This is a genomic window from Streptomyces sp. NPDC028928 (genome assembly GCF_055564915.1).
On record NZ_JBVHVI010000016.1, the window covers coordinates 1 to 17,073 of the forward strand.

Annotated in this window: 18 protein-coding genes and 1 pseudogene; 9 read left to right on the top strand and 10 right to left on the bottom strand. The window is 71.7% G+C overall.

Annotated elements, in window-relative coordinates; translation table 11 throughout:
* Positions 1-545 (bottom strand): 2-oxoacid:acceptor oxidoreductase family protein (locus tag ACZ4U1_RS32665; RefSeq protein ID WP_467907781.1); only part of this gene is annotated, 545 nt, incomplete at its 3' end.
* Between the two features lie 111 nt (positions 546-656).
* Positions 657-2,243 (bottom strand): MFS transporter, encoded by a 1,587-nt coding sequence (locus tag ACZ4U1_RS32670; RefSeq protein ID WP_467907782.1) that lies wholly within the window; start codon positions 2,241-2,243, stop codon positions 657-659.
* 135 nt (positions 2,244-2,378) lie between these two features.
* On the opposite strand from ACZ4U1_RS32670, the gene ACZ4U1_RS32675 reads away from it, so the two are divergent.
* Complete coding sequence (locus ACZ4U1_RS32675) at positions 2,379-2,789, top strand: ArsR/SmtB family transcription factor (RefSeq protein WP_467907783.1); 411 nt, start codon at positions 2,379-2,381, stop codon at positions 2,787-2,789.
* A 118-nt stretch (positions 2,790-2,907) separates the two neighbouring features.
* On the opposite strand, the pseudogene ACZ4U1_RS32680 reads toward ACZ4U1_RS32675, so the two are convergent.
* From ACZ4U1_RS32680 to ACZ4U1_RS32715, 8 genes and pseudogenes are all read right to left on the bottom strand, one after another.
* Positions 2,908-3,384: pseudogene (locus ACZ4U1_RS32680) on the bottom strand (4'-phosphopantetheinyl transferase family protein); the annotation flags it as partial.
* Positions 3,381-4,181: an AfsR/SARP family transcriptional regulator gene (locus ACZ4U1_RS32685; protein WP_467907784.1), complete on the bottom strand. Its 801-nt coding sequence runs from the start codon at positions 4,179-4,181 to the stop codon at positions 3,381-3,383. The gene ACZ4U1_RS32685 and the pseudogene ACZ4U1_RS32680, both read right to left, overlap by 4 nt.
* A 230-nt stretch (positions 4,182-4,411) precedes the next feature.
* Complete coding sequence (locus ACZ4U1_RS32690) at positions 4,412-5,614, bottom strand: cytochrome P450 (RefSeq protein WP_467907785.1); 1,203 nt, start codon at positions 5,612-5,614, stop codon at positions 4,412-4,414.
* 34 nt (positions 5,615-5,648) lie between these two features.
* On the bottom strand, positions 5,649-6,317 hold the full coding sequence (locus ACZ4U1_RS32695) for an HAD family hydrolase (protein WP_467907786.1): 669 nt from the start codon (positions 6,315-6,317) through the stop codon (positions 5,649-5,651).
* Between the two features lie 100 nt (positions 6,318-6,417).
* Positions 6,418-7,398: an AfsA-related hotdog domain-containing protein gene (locus tag ACZ4U1_RS32700; RefSeq protein ID WP_467907788.1), complete on the bottom strand. Its 981-nt coding sequence runs from the start codon at positions 7,396-7,398 to the stop codon at positions 6,418-6,420.
* A gap of 44 nt (positions 7,399-7,442) precedes the next feature.
* Positions 7,443-8,636 carry a beta-ketoacyl synthase N-terminal-like domain-containing protein gene (locus tag ACZ4U1_RS32705; RefSeq protein WP_467907789.1) on the bottom strand — a complete coding sequence of 398 codons (1,194 nt, stop codon included), beginning with the start codon at positions 8,634-8,636 and terminating at the stop codon, positions 7,443-7,445.
* A complete protein-coding gene (locus ACZ4U1_RS32710) occupies positions 8,633-9,856 on the bottom strand; it encodes a beta-ketoacyl-[acyl-carrier-protein] synthase family protein (protein WP_467907790.1) in 1,224 nt (407 codons plus the stop codon). The genes ACZ4U1_RS32705 and ACZ4U1_RS32710 overlap by 4 nt, the downstream gene beginning before the upstream one ends.
* Complete coding sequence (locus tag ACZ4U1_RS32715; protein WP_467907791.1) at positions 9,849-10,121, bottom strand: acyl carrier protein; 273 nt, start codon at positions 10,119-10,121, stop codon at positions 9,849-9,851. The genes ACZ4U1_RS32710 and ACZ4U1_RS32715 overlap by 8 nt, the downstream gene beginning before the upstream one ends.
* A gap of 295 nt (positions 10,122-10,416) precedes the next feature.
* On the opposite strand from ACZ4U1_RS32715, the gene ACZ4U1_RS32720 reads away from it, so the two are divergent.
* The 8 genes from ACZ4U1_RS32720 (at position 10,417) to ACZ4U1_RS32755 (ending at position 17,064) form a co-directional block, all read left to right on the top strand.
* Positions 10,417-11,469, top strand: a complete 1,053-nt coding sequence (locus tag ACZ4U1_RS32720) for a ketoacyl-ACP synthase III family protein (RefSeq protein WP_467907792.1) — start codon at positions 10,417-10,419, stop codon at positions 11,467-11,469.
* 86 nt (positions 11,470-11,555) lie between these two features.
* Positions 11,556-12,260, top strand: a complete 705-nt coding sequence (locus ACZ4U1_RS32725) for an SDR family oxidoreductase (protein WP_467907793.1) — start codon at positions 11,556-11,558, stop codon at positions 12,258-12,260.
* A 65-nt stretch (positions 12,261-12,325) separates the two neighbouring features.
* Positions 12,326-12,700, top strand: a complete 375-nt coding sequence (locus ACZ4U1_RS32730) for a hypothetical protein (protein WP_467907794.1) — start codon at positions 12,326-12,328, stop codon at positions 12,698-12,700.
* A 305-nt stretch (positions 12,701-13,005) separates the two neighbouring features.
* Complete coding sequence (locus ACZ4U1_RS32735) at positions 13,006-13,794, top strand: GntR family transcriptional regulator (RefSeq protein WP_467907795.1); 789 nt, start codon at positions 13,006-13,008, stop codon at positions 13,792-13,794.
* A 33-nt stretch (positions 13,795-13,827) separates the two neighbouring features.
* Positions 13,828-14,055, top strand: coding sequence for a 4Fe-4S dicluster domain-containing protein (locus ACZ4U1_RS32740; protein WP_467907796.1), 228 nt, complete (start codon positions 13,828-13,830; stop codon positions 14,053-14,055).
* Positions 14,056-14,070: 15 nt separating this feature from the next.
* A complete protein-coding gene (locus ACZ4U1_RS32745; RefSeq protein ID WP_467907797.1) occupies positions 14,071-15,414 on the top strand; it encodes an ABC transporter substrate-binding protein in 1,344 nt (447 codons plus the stop codon).
* The gene (locus ACZ4U1_RS32750) at positions 15,411-16,292 is read left to right on the top strand and encodes an ABC transporter permease (RefSeq protein WP_467907798.1); all 882 of its coding nucleotides are present in this window, start codon (positions 15,411-15,413) and stop codon (positions 16,290-16,292) included. The genes ACZ4U1_RS32745 and ACZ4U1_RS32750 overlap by 4 nt, the downstream gene beginning before the upstream one ends.
* On the top strand, positions 16,276-17,064 hold the full coding sequence (locus ACZ4U1_RS32755; protein WP_467907799.1) for an ABC transporter ATP-binding protein: 789 nt from the start codon (positions 16,276-16,278) through the stop codon (positions 17,062-17,064). The genes ACZ4U1_RS32750 and ACZ4U1_RS32755 overlap by 17 nt, the downstream gene beginning before the upstream one ends.
* The last annotated feature ends 9 nt before the right edge of the window (positions 17,065-17,073 follow it).

Here is a 17,073-nt window from a genome sequence, read left to right on the forward strand (position 1 = left end):
AGCGCGAACATGTTCTTGCTGCGCTCGGCCTCCTTGCGGGACAGGTCGAACTCCTTCAGCGCCTCCACCGTCAACGTCGTCAACGGCACCGGATGGACGTGGTAACCGTCCAGCGAGCCGTCCTCCAGCGGAGAGGTCTCGTAACCCACCTTCGCCATCGCCCGCTTGGCGAACTCGTCCGTGTTGACGATGATCTCGCCCCCGCGCGGCACGTCCCCGATGTTCGCCTTCAGGGCGGCCGGGTTCATGGCGACGAGGACGTCCGGCGCGTCACCGGGAGTGAGGATGTCGTGATCGGCGAAGTGCAGCTGGAACGACGACACACCCGGCAATGTCCCCGCGGGCGCACGGATCTCCGCCGGGAAGTTCGGCAGCGTCGAGAGGTCGTTGCCGAACGACGCCGTCTCCGAGGTGAACCGGTCCCCCGTCAACTGCATACCGTCACCGGAGTCACCCGCGAAACGAATGACCACCCGGTCCGTCGATCTGACCTCTTTGGTGCCCCTGCGGGGGGCAGTCGTGTCGTTCTTCGTGGTGCCGGTCACAGGTCTTCTCCATACATCGGGGATATTCGCCAAGAGGCGCCTCTGCCGTTCAGAGGCGCCTCTCAACGGCGTCGGTCCCGCGGGACCATCGGGGGAACCGCCGTGGGTGGGTCAGTTCGACGCGGACGCGGCGGGCTTGCCACCCCGGAGCAGGAGGGCGATGACCGCGAGGAGCACCAGGCAGGTCGCGGCGAGCACCCAGAGCACGGTGTGGAAGGAACCGTCGTACGCCTTGATCAGGAAGTCGACGAAGCCGTCGCGCTGCGCCGCGGGGACCGCCTCGGCCGGGCCGGTCACGTTGCCGCCGGCGGCCGTACCCGCCACGGTGGCGGCGTCGCCGGCACCCGGGAAGCGGCCGATGCCGTCGCTCGTCCTGCCGGTGAGGAGGGTGGCGAGCAGCGAACCGTAGACGGCGACCGCGATGGCCTCACTGCCCAGGCGCAGGGTGTTGAGGAAGCCCGCGGCCATACCGGCACGCTCCGGGGCGACCAGGCTCAGGGCCTCGCCGTCCACCAGGCCCGCGGCCAGGGCGTATCCGGCGCCGGTGATGAGCATCGGCAGGGCGACCAGGGCGAGGTTGACGTCCGGCGAGTAGAGGGAGAGTCCGGCGACGCCCACCACCAGGCAGACCAGGCTGATGAAGATGATGCGCATCGCGGGGACGCCCTTGGCCACGAGCTTCGCGGCGACCAGGGGGAACACCAGCATCGGGAAGGTGAGCAGCACCATGATGACACCGGCCTTGCCGCTGGAGTAGCCGGCGGCCGCGGTGAGGTAGCTGGGCAGGTAGGTCAGCATGGTGACGAAGCCGAAGGAGCCGGCGACCGGCACCAGGCACAGGGCGAGGAAGCGGCGGTTGGCCACGGCGCTCAGGTCGAGCATGGGGTGCGCCTGGCGCTTCTCCACGGCGGCGAAGACGATCAGCGCGACGATCGTGCCGGCGAACAGGCCCAGCACGCCCGGGCTGGCCCAGCCCCACTGCGAACCCTGGGCGATGCCGGTGGTGAGCAGCAGCATCGCGAGGACGAAGACGGTGGTGCCCGGTACGTCGATCCGCGCGTCCGGGTTACGGCTCTCGGTGACGCCCTTGCTCATCGCCGGAACGGCGAGCAGCACCAGGCCGAGGACGATGGCGTGGAGGGCGAAGACCCAGCGCCATCCGGCGCTCTCGATCAGCAGGCCGGACAGCGACGGTCCGAAGGAGACGCCGATACCGGCGACGGTGCCGAAGAGGGCGAACGCGCGGCCACGAGCGGGGCCTTCGAAGACGGTGGACAGCAGTGCGGCGCCACAGGCGAAGATCGCGGCACCGCCGATGCCGGCGAGCGCGCGGGCGGCGTCCAGCACGTAGACGTTCGGGGCGAAGACGCTGACCAGCGAGGCGAGCGCGTAGATCACCGCACCGACCGTGAAGGCGCGGATGCGGCCGATGATGTCGGCGATCGAGCCCCAGGCGAGAGTGAAGCAGGCGAACGCCACGTTGAAGGCGTTGACCACCCACTGCAGCGGTACCAGGCCCGCGCCGGTGTCGGACCCGATGTAGGGCAGTGCCACGCCGGTGCCGGAGATCGAGGTGGGGACGACGAAGATCGCCAGCAGGACCGCGCTCAGGATCAGCGTCTGCCGCTGAGGCACCGCCTGGCCCGATGCGGGTGATGCGGCCTCTTCCCCGGTGGGGACGGACTCGGTTTGTGTCATTGGAAGAAGCTCCCGTTCCAGCGGCATCCGACCACGAAGGTTCGGAATTTTTCGAACCTAGGTTGGCAGAGGCGGAGGTACGATGCAAGTGAAACCTGACTGCGGCAGCAGTCACCGAACGAAGGAGCCGAAGAGATGCCCGACGAGGAAGGACACCCGAGTCGGAGCGAGATGGATCTCATGACGATCCTGAACGCCCTCTCGGACCCCCTGCGCTACGAGGTGATCCAGACGTTCCTCTCACTTCCCGAGGGGACCGAACGGACCTGCCTGTCCTTCGGCTTCCCGGTGTCCAAGTCGACGCTCAGCCACCACTTCAAGACCCTGCGCGAGTCCGGCCTGGTGCTACAGGTCAACCGGGGCAACAGTCGCAAGGCGCGGCTGCGCAAGGAGGACCTGGAGGCCCGCTTCCCCGGCCTGCTCGAACTGCTGGCGCAGAACCCGCTGCGCCAGGCCCGTACGGCCGGGAAGGAGGCCGCCGCGCCGGCCGCCGAAGCACCATCGCGGTCACGATCAGGCCGTCCCGGGCGAGCCACCGCCCGCTGAGCCGGAGCGACCGCGCGACCCGCTCACCGTGCCCCGGCACGGCGACCCGCGCCTGGAAGGTGCGGCCCGCCGGATCCACCGTGATCAGCGCGTCGCCGAAACCGAGCTGCCCGACCACCGGGTAACAGGCCTTGTAGACGCATTCCTTGGCACTGAACAACAGCCGGTCCCAGCTCACCTCGGGCCTGCGGGTGCGCAGCCGCGCCACCCACGAGCGCTCCGCCGCGAGTGACACCCGCGACAGCACGTCCTCATGACGCAGCGGCTCATCGGGTTCGGCGTCCACACCGATCGACAGCACCTCGTGGCTGCGGGCGACCGCGGCCGCGTGGTAGCCGGTGGTGTGCGTCATGCTGCCGGTCAGTCCCGCCGGCCAGAGGGGCGCGCCCCCCGGACCGCGCGGAATGGCCGCGGGTTCCATCCCGAGCTGTCGCATACCCCGGCGGGCGCAGTCCCGGACGGCCGCGAACTTGGTGCGCCGGGCCGTCCTCATCGCGGCGGCCGTCGCCTCCTCCTCGGGGAAGAGGCGGACGCCGTCCGGGACGTGGAAGGTGTCGACGGCGGCGACGGGCGCAGGAAGCAGTTCCTCGATCACGCGTGCCCCGCGTTTCCGGGGACGGCGACGGGCTCCGCGCCCTTGAGGATGCGGTCCTGGAGCAGTTGGACCTCCCTGGACGGTTCCATGCCCAGTTCCCGTTTGAGCAGTGTCCGCAGCGCCTCGTAGACCCCGAGTGCCTCGGCCCGTCGGCCCGACCGGTGCAGCGCGCACATCAGCTGCGCGTGCATCCACTCGTTGAACGGCTGGTCGGCGACGAGGGCGCGCAGTTCGTCCACGATCTCCCGGTGCCGGCCGCGCCGCATGTCTGCCTCCAGGCGGCTCTCCAGCGCCTGTTCCCTCAGCCCCGACAGCCTGGCCGCGAGCGGCTGCAGCACGGGTCCCTGCTGTACGTCGGCCAGAGCCGGGCCACGCCACAGCGCCAGGGCCCGGCGGAGCGCCTCGGCCGCCTCCTCCACCCGCCCCTGGTCGAGCAGATCGAGGCCGCGCCGGTGGGCCAGCCGGAACACCTTGGCGTCGACGCTCTCCTCCGGAACCTCGAGCAGGTATCCGTGCGGACGGCTGAAGACCAGCGGCCGGGAATCGCCCTCGACCGGCAGCCCGGCGAGCCATTTCCTCAGGTGGTACACGTGCGTACGGGCCGTCATGACCGCGCTGTGCGGCGGCTCGCAGTCCCACAGCTCGTCGATGAGGTCGTCGAGGCTCACGGTCTCGTTGGCCCGCAGAGCGAGAAGCGACAACACCTTTCTCAGTTTCGGGCCACCCAGCGTGAAGTCCCTTGCCCCCACCGTGAGTTGCAGGCCACCCAGAACGCCGAACCACATCATGCCGGCCATGGGTCGGTTCTCCCCCTATCCCCGATCCCCGGATGCGCGCTCATTCCCCACGCGCTCCTCGAAGCTATCCGGACGGACTTCGGCAGTTCCATGGCTCTACCGCCCAGGAGACATCGGGATACGTCCAAAGGCACATGTCCGGGCGATGACACGGGCCCGCGCCCGCCCCGGCCACGCTCCGCGCTCCTGGCCGGACGACCGCCGGGCCGGGAGCGCGGAGCGGAACGCCGCTACCAGCGCACCGGCAGCGAGGTCGGCCGTCGCAGCAGGAAGCCCTCGTCCCACGGCAGGGACTCGGGGGCGGCGTCGAGCGTCAGGCCCGGGAACTCGCGCGCGAGGCGGGTCAGGATCCCGGTGATCTCCAGCCGGGCCAGGGCGGCGCCCAGGCAGTGGTGCATGCCGTAGCCGAACTGCAGGTGCCGCTTGCCCTTGCGGTCCGGGTCGATGACCAGCGGGCGCTCGTACACCGACGGGTCGCGGTTGGCCTCGAAGGCGTCCGCGTAGACGACGTCGCCCTCGTGGATCGTTCCCTCGCTGGTGACCACCTCGCGGTGGGCGATCCGGGGGAACGTCGACATGCTGCCCAGCGGGATGAGCCGGATCAGTTCCTCGACCAGCTGCGGCACGATCTCCGGGTCCGCGACGGCGCGCTGCCACAGCGTGGGGGCGCTGAGCAGCGCGAGGGCCGCCTTGGCCAGGACCGACAGCACGTTCTGGTCGACCGCCACCAGGGCGGTGAAGATCACACCGACCAGTTCCTTGTCCTCGAGCGGCGGAGTGGTCTCGTCGCGGCCGGCGAGGAACTTCTCGACCAGGCCCCCGGGCACCGCCGGACGGACCCCGGTCACCATGTCGGTGACGTAGTTGTAGGAGGTGAAGAACTCCTCCATGAGACGCGGGACATCGTCGTGCAGCGCCATCTGGATGGTGCGGGAGTGCGGGCGGAAGTACGCCACGTCCTCCTCCGGTATGCCGAGGAACCGGCAGGTCACCTCGATCGGCACCGGGTCGAGCACCGCGGTGTACAGGTCCGGGCGCTCCTGGGCGCGCAGGGCGTCGAACCGCCGGGTGATGACCTCGTCGAGGAACGGGCGCAGCTTGGCCACCGCGTTGGCGCTGTAGTCAGCCGTGACGAACCGCCGTATCCGGGAGTGGTCCGGGCCGTCCAGGTTGATCAGCATCTCGGGCGGCAGCGTGGTGGGGAAGAACGTCGGCCCGCCCTCGACGTTGGTCTCGGCCCGGCTGTAGGTGGAGTCGGTCAGGACCTTGTGCACGTCGGCGTAGCGGGTCAGGTGCACCGCGGTGTGGCCGCTCGGCAGCTTGACCTGCGGCAGGCCGCCGGCCGAACGCTCCGCCACCGGCGTGTAGGGCGGCAGCGGATCGAGGCCGGGGATGTCCGCCACGGTGACGTCTTTTTCCAGCGAGGTGGTCATGCTCGGGCTCCTTCAGGGGTCCGTGGGGGACGCGTCACAGCAGGTCGGACAGACCGGTCAGGCCCGTCACGGCACGCAGGTCGGCGATCGTCTGCTCGTCGTCGCGGAACAGCACCGTCTGCCAGCCCTGGGCGCGGGCCGCCGCGAGGTTCTCCTCGACGTCGTCGATGAGGAGACAGCCGGCCGGGTCGACGGCGGCGGTCTTGGCGGCGATGTCGAAGATCTCCGGGTCGGGCTTGCGGTGACCCACTTCCGAGGAGTCGATGAGGACGTCCACCTCGCCCACCGGGGCGATGATCGCCTTCCAGTACGGGCCCCATTCGGTGACGTTGTTCGACAGGACGCCGGTGCGGAAGCCGTTCTCCTGGAGATAGCGGTACGCCCGGACCATCACGGGGTTGGCCTCGACACCGTCGAACCACTGCTGGCCGAAGGTTTCCAGCCGGGCCCGGGAGAGGTCGATCCCGGGGTTCTGCTCGGCCAGCACGCGGGCCAGCCGCCGGCCCCACTCGGGCTCGGAGATCGCCCCGATCTCGACGGGCGCCATGGTGGGCATGCCCATCTCGTCCGCGACGCCCTTGATCGCGGCCTTCAGCTGTGCCGGGGTGATGCCGGTCTTGACCTCGTATGCCTCGTAGATGCGCTCCAGGGGCGGCGACAGGACGCCTCCGAAGTCGAACCAGATCATGGAGAGCTGAACCACCAGTGTGCCTTTCAGGGGAAGTCGGAGGGGTGGAAGGGAGCGGAGGGGGGAGGAGTCGCCCGGCGTGCCGGGCGACTCCGTCGGTCCCGGCCGCGGGACGTCAGGCGAGCGTGACGGAGACGGACGCGACGGTCTCCTCGCCCTGCGCCGCCCGCATCAGCCAGGAACCCGCACCGTGCTCGGGGTCCGGGCCGGCCGACAGGTGCACGGCCTGGTCCAGTTCGGCGAACCGGTCGAAGGAACCGTCCAGGCGTACGACGCGTGCCGCGCCCTCGGTGCCGCGTGCCAGGAGCAGCCCGCACTGCCGGGCGGCCTCGCTGAAGACCATGGCCGGCACATGGTCGTACGGGTGGTCGTACATGCTGCGGTTGCGGAAGCTGCGCGGGCTGAGGACGGCCGTCAGCGTCCCGTCGGATTCGCGGACGTCGTCGAGGACGGCGTTCACCGGGTCGAGGCGGCCGACCGCGTGGGGCGCGACCGGCTCGCCCAGCGGCTCGGCCGGCAGGCCGAAGGCCGTCGGCACCTCGCCGCCCCGCTGCATGTACCGCAGGGAGTGGTACTGGTCGGTCGGGGTCGACCGGACGTCCATGGTCAGCCGGCCCAGCGGCCGGCCGTCGAGGACCAGGTCCATCGCGAACTCCAGCCGGCGCAGCCGCCCACCGCGCTCGTGCCGGCCGGTCACCTCTCCCGCGATGGCCAGTTCCCCGGGCCGGGTGCCGCAGCGCAGCGCCTCCGGGTCGGTGATCTCCAGCGACCACGCGGTGACCATGAAGGTGGTGGCGGACGGGACGCCCTGGTGGAGGTGCGCGGCGCAGGTGACGGACTGCCGGCAGGCCTCCAGCACCAGCAGGACGTCATGGTGCTCCAGACGCCCCACGTGGTCGCGGAAGTAGGCGTGCGACAGCGGGAGTTGGGCGGCCGCCTCGAACCGCCTGTCGTCCAGGGCGCGGGAGCCGGTCAGGAAGACCTCCGAGAGCGACCAGCGGTGGACCAGGCTCCGCGGCATGGTCTGCTCGTACGCGAGCGGGGTCTGCTCCGCGGCCTCCGCTCCCTGCGGGGCGAGGAGGGACGTGCTTTCCATGTGTGTTTCTCCAGTCGGTACGGGAAGTGGCCGGGCGTGGCGGGTCAGCGGGCCGTGGGCCGGGCGACGACGATCGCGCCGACGGAGCCGTCCTGTCCCACGGCGGTGACCACGGCGGCGCGTTCGCCGTCCGGGGAGGCGGTCCCGTCCTGCCAGCGGGCCAGCACAGCCGCCAACTGGAGCGCGGCGCCCGCCGCGTGCGTCTCGCCGAGCACACCGTCGATCCGGACCAGGCGGGACTCCGGGACCGTGCCGAGCGCCTCGCGCAGGGCGCGCCTCTCGACGGCCGCCCAGCCGCGCCGGGCACCCGCGCCGGGTGCGACGACCACCGGTTCGTCCTCGGTCATGCCGCTGCGCGCCAGCGCCGTGCGGACGCAGTCGGCGAGCCGCCGGGCCACGCCGAGCGGGCCCTCGGTGACGGGGTCGGCGAAGCCTGTCTCGCAGGCCAGCAGGTGTCCGAGCGGGCGGCCGTCCTCGTCACCCTCCGCGCCGTCCACGCCGTGCCGCTGGAGAACGAACACCGCGCAGCCCTCACCGAGCGCGGATCCCGGCCGCAGCGCTCCGCCGCGGTGCCAGGCCCAGGCGCTCACGGCGGACGCCTCCTCGACGCCGCCCACCAGGAGCCGGTCGGCATGGCCGCCGACCAGGGCGTTGCGGGCGTAACGCAGGGCGTGCACGGAGGCGAGCGCCCCGCCGGACACGGTCGCGTTCATGCCGGTGAGGCCCAGCCGGATCGCCGTCTTCCCGGCTGCCGAGTTCATCAACGTGCCGGGAAACGCCGACGGGTTGACCAGGTAGGGCCGTTCCTGCACGAACGTGTCGCGGAAGAAGGCCTCCTGCGCGCCCGCGCTGCCGACGTCGGCGCCGAGCACGATGCCGGTCCGCTCCGGGGCGTGCCCAAAGACCGGTGCGGGGCAGGCGGTCACGCACGCGGCCATGGCCAGCCGGTCCGTGCGCGACATCCGGCTCAGTCCCTTGCGGCCGAGGACGGCCTCCGGGTCGAAGTCCGTGACGGTCCGCACGGGCAGCCGCGGCCAGGAGTCGTCCTCCGGCGGCGCCGCCTCGCTCCGTGCGGACGTGGCCGCCGCGGTGGCGAGGGGTGCGAGCCCCCGGCCCGCGGCGCTGAACACCCCGTGGCCGACGATGTCGAGGGGTACGACCGGGGCGGGTACCGCGACCGCCCGGGCGGCGGCCGGCACCCCACCGGTCGTGGGTTCGGCGACTGCGATGGTGGTCATACCCCGGCCTTCCCGAAGAGCACGACGGCGTTGTTGCCGCCGAAGGCGAATCCGTGGTTCTGCACGACCCGGGGGCTCGCGGCCCGGCCGACGTGCGGTACGACGTCCACCTCGCCCAGCCCCGGGTCCAGGGTGCGCAGCGTCGCGCTGGGCGGCAGGAACCCCTCGTGCAGCGCCGCGCAGGACACCACGGCCCCGAAGGCGGCGGCCGCCCCCATGGTGTGCCCGAGCATGGACTTGATGGAGCTGATCGGCGGCAGGTCGTCGCCGAACACCTCCCGCACAGCGGTGACCTCGGTGATGTCGTTGGCCTTGGTCCCGGTCCCGTGCGCGCAGATGTAGTCCACGTCGGCCGGCTTTATCCCCGCCCGCTCGTGCGCGGCGCGCACGCAGGCGGCGATGGTCCCGGCGTTGGGATTGGTCATGTGCTTGGCGTCGCAGGTCATGCCGTAGCCGAGCACCTCGGCGTAGATCCGGGCGCCGCGCGCGAGCGCCGCCTCGAGCGGTTCCAGCACCAGGGCCGCACCGCCCTCCGCCGTCACGATCCCGTCGCGGTCCTTGTCGAAGGGGCGCGGTACGTCCTCGGCGAGGGCTCCCAGGGCGTGGAAGCCCGCGTGGGTCGCGCGGTTGGAGGCGTCGGCGCCGCCGCAGACGGCCAGGTCGGCCTCGCCGGCCCGGATCAGGTCGTAGGCGTACCCGACGGCGTAGTTGCCGGCGGCGCACGCGGTGCCGAAGGTCATGGCCTCACCGGTGAGCCCCAGTTCGGCGGAGGCGGCGGAGGCGATGTTGCCCGGGGAGGTCTTGCCGACCAGCTCCGGGTCCAGGCTTCCGGGCCCCTGGGCGACCCACCGGGAGACGGCCTCCTCGACCGCCTGGGACTCGCCGTTGGTCGTACCGAAGCAGCTGACGCCCCGTCCCGCGGCCAGGGCGTCGGACCCCAGCCCGGCGTCCTCGGCGGCCATGCGGGCGGCGACGGCGGCGAACTGGCCGCTGCGGCCCCAGCGCTCCGGGGCCGTACGGCGCAGGCGGGCCGCGGGCTCGAAGCCGTGGACCTCACCGGCCAGCGTGTGCTCGAAGCCGGTGGGGTCGAACTGCTCGACGGGCCCGATACCGTGCCGGCCGTTACGGATGGCGTCGATCAGCTCCGCGGCGCCGATCCCCAGGCTGCTCACGGCTCCGAGTCCGGTGACGACGACGCGCCGTGAGCCCTGACTATGCACCAACGGCCCCCGCGACGTAGTGCTTGGCCACCAGCTCGTACGCCTCCGGCAGGGTGTCCAGCTCGGAGAGGTCGTCCTGCGGGATCTTGATGTGCAGGTCGCGCTGGAAGCGGGAGATCATCTCGATCACCAGCAGCGAGTCGGCGTCGAAGTCATCCACGAAGCTGCTTTCCTCGGTGATTTCCGCGGGGTCCACCTCAAGCACGTCGGCGACGATTCCCCGGATGTTCACCCGGAGATCTTCAGGAAGCTGAGTGCTGCTCATTCTTTTCCCCTCGAAACTGATCGCTGCGGCCGGATTTCCCGCGCCCGAATTCTTCGCGCCTCGGCTTTCCCGGCGGTTGGCTAATCGGCGCCTTCCATCCGGAATAGAAGCCGTTGGACGACCCCCCGAACAACGTACCGATAGTGGTAGCCGACCATGTGTCGAAGGTAGTAAGGACCCCTCCCACCTGCCCAAACGAATATCCACCTCCCGTTTTTTCACGCAACTTCTAACTCGCTTCTATCGCGTATCGGCATACTCGTGCAGCGAATCCACCAGGAGAGGCGGTGCGGAGATGAAGCTGGCGGAACCGGTGGGCATTACGGCCGCGGCGCTGTGGCTTCCGCAGGGGCGGGACCGGGCCGACGAGGCCGTTCGGGAAGGCCGGCTGACCCCGCGGCACGCACGGGACCTCGGCCACGAGGACGTACCCGCGGCCGTGGACGAGACGGCACCCGACATGGCCGTGTCCGCCGCGCTCCAGGCTCTCGACACGGCCGGGGTCGACCCCAAGGAACTCGACCTGACGTTCCACGCGAGCATGTACTACCAGGGCCACGACCTGTGGTCGCCCGCGCACTACATCGCGCACCGGATCGGCGCCGAGCGGGCCCTGCCCATCGGCATCCAGCAGGTGTGCAACGGCGGGAGCAGCGCCGTACAGCTGGCCTCGACCTACCTGACCGCGGCCCGCGCCACCGGCTCACCGCGCTCCCGTCACGCCCTGGTGACCACCGCCGACCGGTTCGTCGCTCCCGGTTTCGACCGCTGGGCCAGCGACTACGGCGTGGCGTACGGCGACGGCGGAACGGCGGTCGTGCTCACCGCGCCCGCCGGTGACGACGACGCCCTGCTGCTGCTGTCGGTGGCCAGCACCGCGTCGGCCGAGCTGGAGGAGATGCACCGGGGCGCCGACCCCTTCGCTCCCGTCCCCCGGGCCGTGCGCGAGCGTGTCGACATGCGCGTCACCAAGCGTGCGTACCTGCGCGAACACGGCAACGAGCGCTTCGTCGCCGCCAATCTGCGCGGCATTCGGACGGTCGTCAGCGAGGCGCTGGTCGACGCCGGCATGCACCCGTACGACCTCCGGCTGCGATACGCCGTGCTGCCCCGCTTCGGCGACAAGACCCTGCGCGAGTCATGGCTGACCGTGCTGGCCGAGCACACGTCCGCGGAGCCGCTCGACTACGGGCGCGCCACCGGCCACTTGGGCGCCGGGGATGCCGTGGCGGGGCTGGCCGACCTCGTGCGCGAGCGGGCGCTCGCCCCGGGCCAGGCCGCGCTGGTGTTCAGCGCGGGCGCCGGTTTCACGTGGTCGTGCCTGGTGGTCCAGATGCCGGACCGCTGAGCCCGGCCGCCCGCCAGCCCCTTTCGGGGCGCACGCCAGGTGCCCACCGCACATGACAGTAACCAGGAAAGGACGGCCGGACAGCCGTGTCACGATCAGTGTTCATCACCGGAGCGAACCGGGGCATCGGTCTCGCCGTGGCCCGCATGATGGCGGAGGACGGCGACCGGGTGGCCATCGGACACCGCGGCGGCCAGGTCCCGGAGGGCTTCCTCGGGGTGCGCTGCGAGGTCACCGACCAGGCTTCGGTCGACGAGGCGTTCGAGACGGTCGCCCGCGAACAGGGCCCGGTCGAGGTGCTGGTGGCCAATGCCGGGATCACCCGTGACACCCTGCTGCTCCGCATGGGCGACAAGACCTTCGACGAGGTGCTGGACACCAATCTGCGGGGTGTGTTCCGCACGGTGCGCGCGGCGTCCTCGGCGATGCTGGCCGAGCGGCGCGGACGGATCGTGCTCCTCTCCTCCGCGCTGGGCTTCCTCGGCTCCCCCGGCCAGACCAACTACGCGGCCACCAAGACCGCGCTGCTGGGCTTCGCCCGCTCCCTGGCCTGGGAATTCGGCTCCCGGGGCATCACCGTCAACCTCGTGGCGCCCGGCATCATCGAGACGGACATGACGAAGGACCTCAGCGACCGCCGCATGAAGGACACCATGCGGATGACCCCGCTGGGCCGTCCCGGCACCGACCGGGAGGTCGCCGCCGCGGTCCGCTTCCTCGCCAGCGAGGACGCCGGCTACATCACCGGGGCCGTGCTCCCGGTGGGCGGCGGCATCGGCATGGGCATCTGACCCCACCAGACTCCCGACCCGGGCAGCCACCCCGGGGGCAGGCACCCGCCGCGCCCCCGGAGTCGGTGCCCACCCATGGCTCCCGGGTCGGGCGCCCCGCTCCGCACACTCCGGCCGACTTCGAAAAGGCACTGCGCGTGGTGATCAACTCCGGCGTCTTCCGCTCCCCCGAGACCGAGCCCTTCGCCTGGCCCGTGAGCGTCGCAGTCGACCCGTCCGAGCTGTGCTGGTGGCCCGCTGCCGACCCGCGCGGACAGCAGGAGCCGGCCACCGGCGCCGGCGCTCACCCCGCGCGCGACAGCGCGGGCCGTGCGGATGCGGAGGAGGAGCGAAAGCTCCTGGACCAAGGGCCGTACGGCGCGGGACAACAGCGCCGCGCCCTCAGATTCCACGCCGAGACCGCCCTCGCCCAACGCCTGGGCGTACTCCCCGCCACCTGATCGGCAGGTCGGACCGGCAGGTTCCAGGAGCGGCCGTGGGGTGTTCCGAGCCGCACGCGTGTCCGTTCGCCGGTGATCTGCCCGGACCTGAACGACTCGGTGATGTACGCCGTGATCCCGCTCGGCGCGGTCCCGATCGACACGGAGTGCGCGCCCGCCCCGTCAGCCGCGCGCCGGTGCCGGCGCTGGCAGATCTTCCCGTCTGTCCGAGGAAACCCCAGGTCAGACGGCCACCTGGTGAGGTGTCAGGTGGCGCAACACTGCGGCAACCCCGCTTTCCCTACCGGATAGGTAGGGTCCGAGCCATGTCACCCACCGACCGCGTCCGAGACCACGCCGGCCAGGGCGCGTCCACCGTCGCCGCCCACCGCGCGCGGCGGCGGCTGCGTGCGGACCGGGCCCGCCAGCTCGCCGACCTGCTCCGCCACCAGCTCCTGGCCGGGGGGTTCCCCGACGGCGCGCTTCCTCACGAGACGACCCTCGCCGCGGACTACAGCGCTTCCCGCAACACCGTTCGCCAGGCCCTCGGCCTCCTGCGCGCCGAGGGCCTGGTCGACCGCCTCCCCGGCGTCGGCACGGTCGTCGTGGCCCGGAAGTACCCCCACGGCCTCGACCGCCTGATGGGGCTCGCGGAAACCCTGCGCGAACACGGTCACGTCACCAACGAGATCCGCACCGTGGGCCCCGTCCCCGCCCCGTCCCCGGTAGCCGACCGCCTGCACGTCCCACCCGGCACGGACGTCCTCTACATCGAACGTCTGCGCCGGCTCAACGGCCTGCCCCTGTCCCTCGACCTCACGTACATCCCCCTCGACATCGGCACCGCCCTGCTCGGCGAGGACCTGGAGAACACGGACATCTTCCGGCTCCTGGAGACACTCACCGGACGGCACCTCGGCCACGCCGAGATCAGCCTCGAGGCGGTGAACGCCGACGCCCACTCCGCCGCCGTACTGCAGGCACCGCGCGGCGCGGCCGTCCTGATGCTGGAACGCCTCACGTACCTCGCCGACGGGCGACCCGTCGATCTGGAGTTCATCCGCTTCCGCGGCGACCGCATCTCGATGAGCGGTCTGCTGCGCCGGTCCCTGTAGACGCCGCGCTCGCGCACATTCCTGGAGACAGCCATGCCCTTGGTGCCCCAGCGGGCCGACGTGCCCGTGACCATCGACGAGTCGAAGTGCCTCGACGGCTGCACGCTCTGCGTGGACATGTGCCCGCTGGACTCCCTCGCCATCGACGACAGCAGCGGCAAGGCGTACATGCACGTCGACGAGTGCTGGTACTGCGGCCCGTGCGCGGCCCGCTGTCCCACCGGAGCCGTGACGGTGAACATGCCCTACCTGCTCCGGTGAAAGGCCACAACTCCCATGAAACGCACCGCCCTCTCCGTCCCCGCTGCCCTGCTCCTCCTTCCCGTGACCGCCTGCGGCGGCAGCGCCGAGGCGGGTGACCGCTCCACGGTCACCGTCACCGTCGGCTACCAGTCCAAGACCATCAACACGGTCACCGCGGGAACCCTCCTGCGCTCCCTCGGCTACTTCGAGAAGCAGCTGAACTCCCTCCACGACGGCCACACCTACAGGGTCGACTGGCAGGACTACGCCACCGGCGCCCCCATCACGGCCCAGATGACCGCCGGCAAGATCGACATCGGCTCGATGGGCGACTTCCCGCTGCTCATCAACGCAGCCCGCGGCGAGCAGCTGGGCCGCCCCACCCACCTGGTCTCCGTCACCGGCTACAACCTCCGCGGCGGCCTCAACACCATCGTCACCGCGCCCGACTCCAAGCTCGCCTCCCTGGCAGACCTGAAGGGCAAGAAGGTCTCCACCAGCGTCGGATCCGCCGCCGACGGCACCCTCGTACGAGCCCTGCAACGCGCCGGCATAGACCCCGATGGCGGCATCGAGAAACTCAACCAGCAGCCGGCCGTCGGCGCGTCCGCCCTGTCCGCGGGCAGCGCGGACGCGCTGTCGCAGTTCGTCGCCTGGCCCGGCCTGCTCGTCCACCAGGGCAAGGCGAAGGCCCTGTACGACGGCGCCCAGCTGAACCTGCCCACCTTCCACGGCGTCACCGCGCGCGAGGACTTCGCGAAGAAGAGCCCGGCCGTGCTGGAGGCCTTCTTGAGGGCCCAGGCACAGGCCACCGACTACCTCGACGCCCACCCCGTCGCCGCCGCCGAGAAGGTCGCGAAGGCCACCGGCCTGCCCGCCGAGGTCGTCTACCTCTACAACGGCGCCCACGGCATCTCCACCTTCGGCCCGGCCGTCAAGCCCCGGCTCGTCTCCGCGCTCAAGCAGGACGTGTCGGTCCTGAAGGCGGCGAAGCTGACCGGCGATGTGAACGTGGACTCCTTCGTCGACGACCAGTACGTGAAGAAGGCCCTCGGGGCGTCGTACGACAAGCAGCTCGCCGCCGAGCCGCCCGCCGCCGCGAGCGAGGCATGGCCGAAGGGCGCCGAGGAGACCAAGGCCTTCACGTCCCCGGCGGAGCTCCTGGGGTACGTCGCCGCGCACAAGGACGGCATCCGCGCCGCCTACGTGCCCGACGCCACCACCGGCACCCTGTGGTTCGCCGACAAGGCCGTCTGGGTCGCGGACGGCAAGCAGCTGCTGCCCTTCGTCGCCCCGACCACCGCGCAGGCCTACGTGGCCGGTCACAGTGGCGCCCGGGTGATCACATACACGGACGCCCTGGGACGGGCCTCGTGAGCCGGTACCCCCGGCGGGCGGGCCGGCTCGCGCTGCGGGCCGGCTCGCTGGCCGCCGCTCTCGGCCTGTGGCAGCTGCTGACCACGTTCGACGTGAACCTGTGGGTGCGCTTCTCGCAGTTCCCCACGGTGACCGACGTGGCCCGGACCTTCGCCGAACGGCTCACCGGCCCCGACTACTGGACGGACCTCACCGACAGTCTCACCAGGATCGTGACCGGCTTTCTGCTGGCCGCCGTCCTGGGGGTGGCCACCGGCGTGCTCGTGGCACGCTCGCGGCTCGCCGAGGACCTGCTCGGCCCGGTCCTCGAGGTGGTGCGGCCCATCCCGGCCATCGCCATGGTCCCCGTCGCGATCCTCCTGTTCCCCTCCAACGAGCAGGGCATCGTCTTCATCACCTTCACCGCGGCCTTCTTCCCCGTGCTGGTCTCCACCCGGCACGCGGTGCGCGCGCTGACGCCCGTGTGGGAGGAGGCGGTGCGCACCATGGGCGGCGGCCGGTGGCGGGTCCTCGGCTCGGTCGTCCTGCCGGGCGCGCTGCCCGGCATCTTCGGCGGCCTGTCCGTCGGCATCGGCGTGTCCTGGATCTGTGTGATCTCCGCCGAGATGATCTCCGGCCAGTACGGCGTGGGTTACCGCACCTGGCAGGACTACACGATCGTCAACTACCCGGGCGTCTTCGTCGGCATGGTCACCATCGGCCTGCTCGGCTGGCTCACCTCCACCGCCGTCGAACTCCTCGGCCGCCGCCTGACCCGCTGGCTGCCGCGCACGTCGTACGTCCCCGGCACCCGCCCCCGGCCCGCACGGGTCCCGGCGGCGCCGCCCACCGCCGCACCCGCCAAGGCCGAGGAGGCACGCGATGAGCACCTCGTCTGAGACCAGGCCGGCCGAGCCGAGGACCGCGCCGGCGGCCCCGCGCGGCACCCGCCTCACCCTGCGCGGCGCCACGCTCGGCCGACCGGACGCCGCGGCCGTGTCCGGCGTCGACCTGGACGTCGCCGCCGGTGGGATCCTCACCGTCGTCGGCCCCTCCGGCTGCGGCAAGTCGACGCTGCTGCGCACCTTCGCCGGGCTGCTGCCCCCGCTGGAAGGTGCGGTGGAACAGGACGGCCGGCCGGTGACCGGCCCGGGAGCCGACCGCGCGCTGGTCTTCCAGGAGGACGCCCTGCTGCCCTGGCGCACCCTGCGCGCCAACGTCGAACTGCCCCTCGCCGTCCAGGGCCTGCCGCGCGCACAGCGCAGGGAACAGGCCGAGGCCTGGCTGGCCCGGGTCGGACTCGCCGACCACGCCCGCCAGTTGCCCCACCGCGTCTCCGGCGGGCAGCGTCAGCGCGCCCAGTTGGCCCGCGCCCTGGCCGGGCGTCCGCACGCCATCCTCATGGACGAGCCGTTCGGTGCCCTCGACGCCCAGACCCGGGCCGGCATGCAGGACCTGCTGGCGGAGGTGCTGCGGGGCACGGGAGCGACCGTCGTCTTCGTCACCCACGACGTGGACGAGGCCCTGTTCCTCGGCGACCGCGTGGCCCTGCTCGGCACCGGCCGCCTGCTCGCCGTGAGGGACGTACCGCGCCCGCGCGACCGTACGGCCCTCGGCGACCCGGCCCGCGCGGCCCTGCGCCGCGACGTCCTCACCTCGCTCGGCACGTGAAAGGCACCC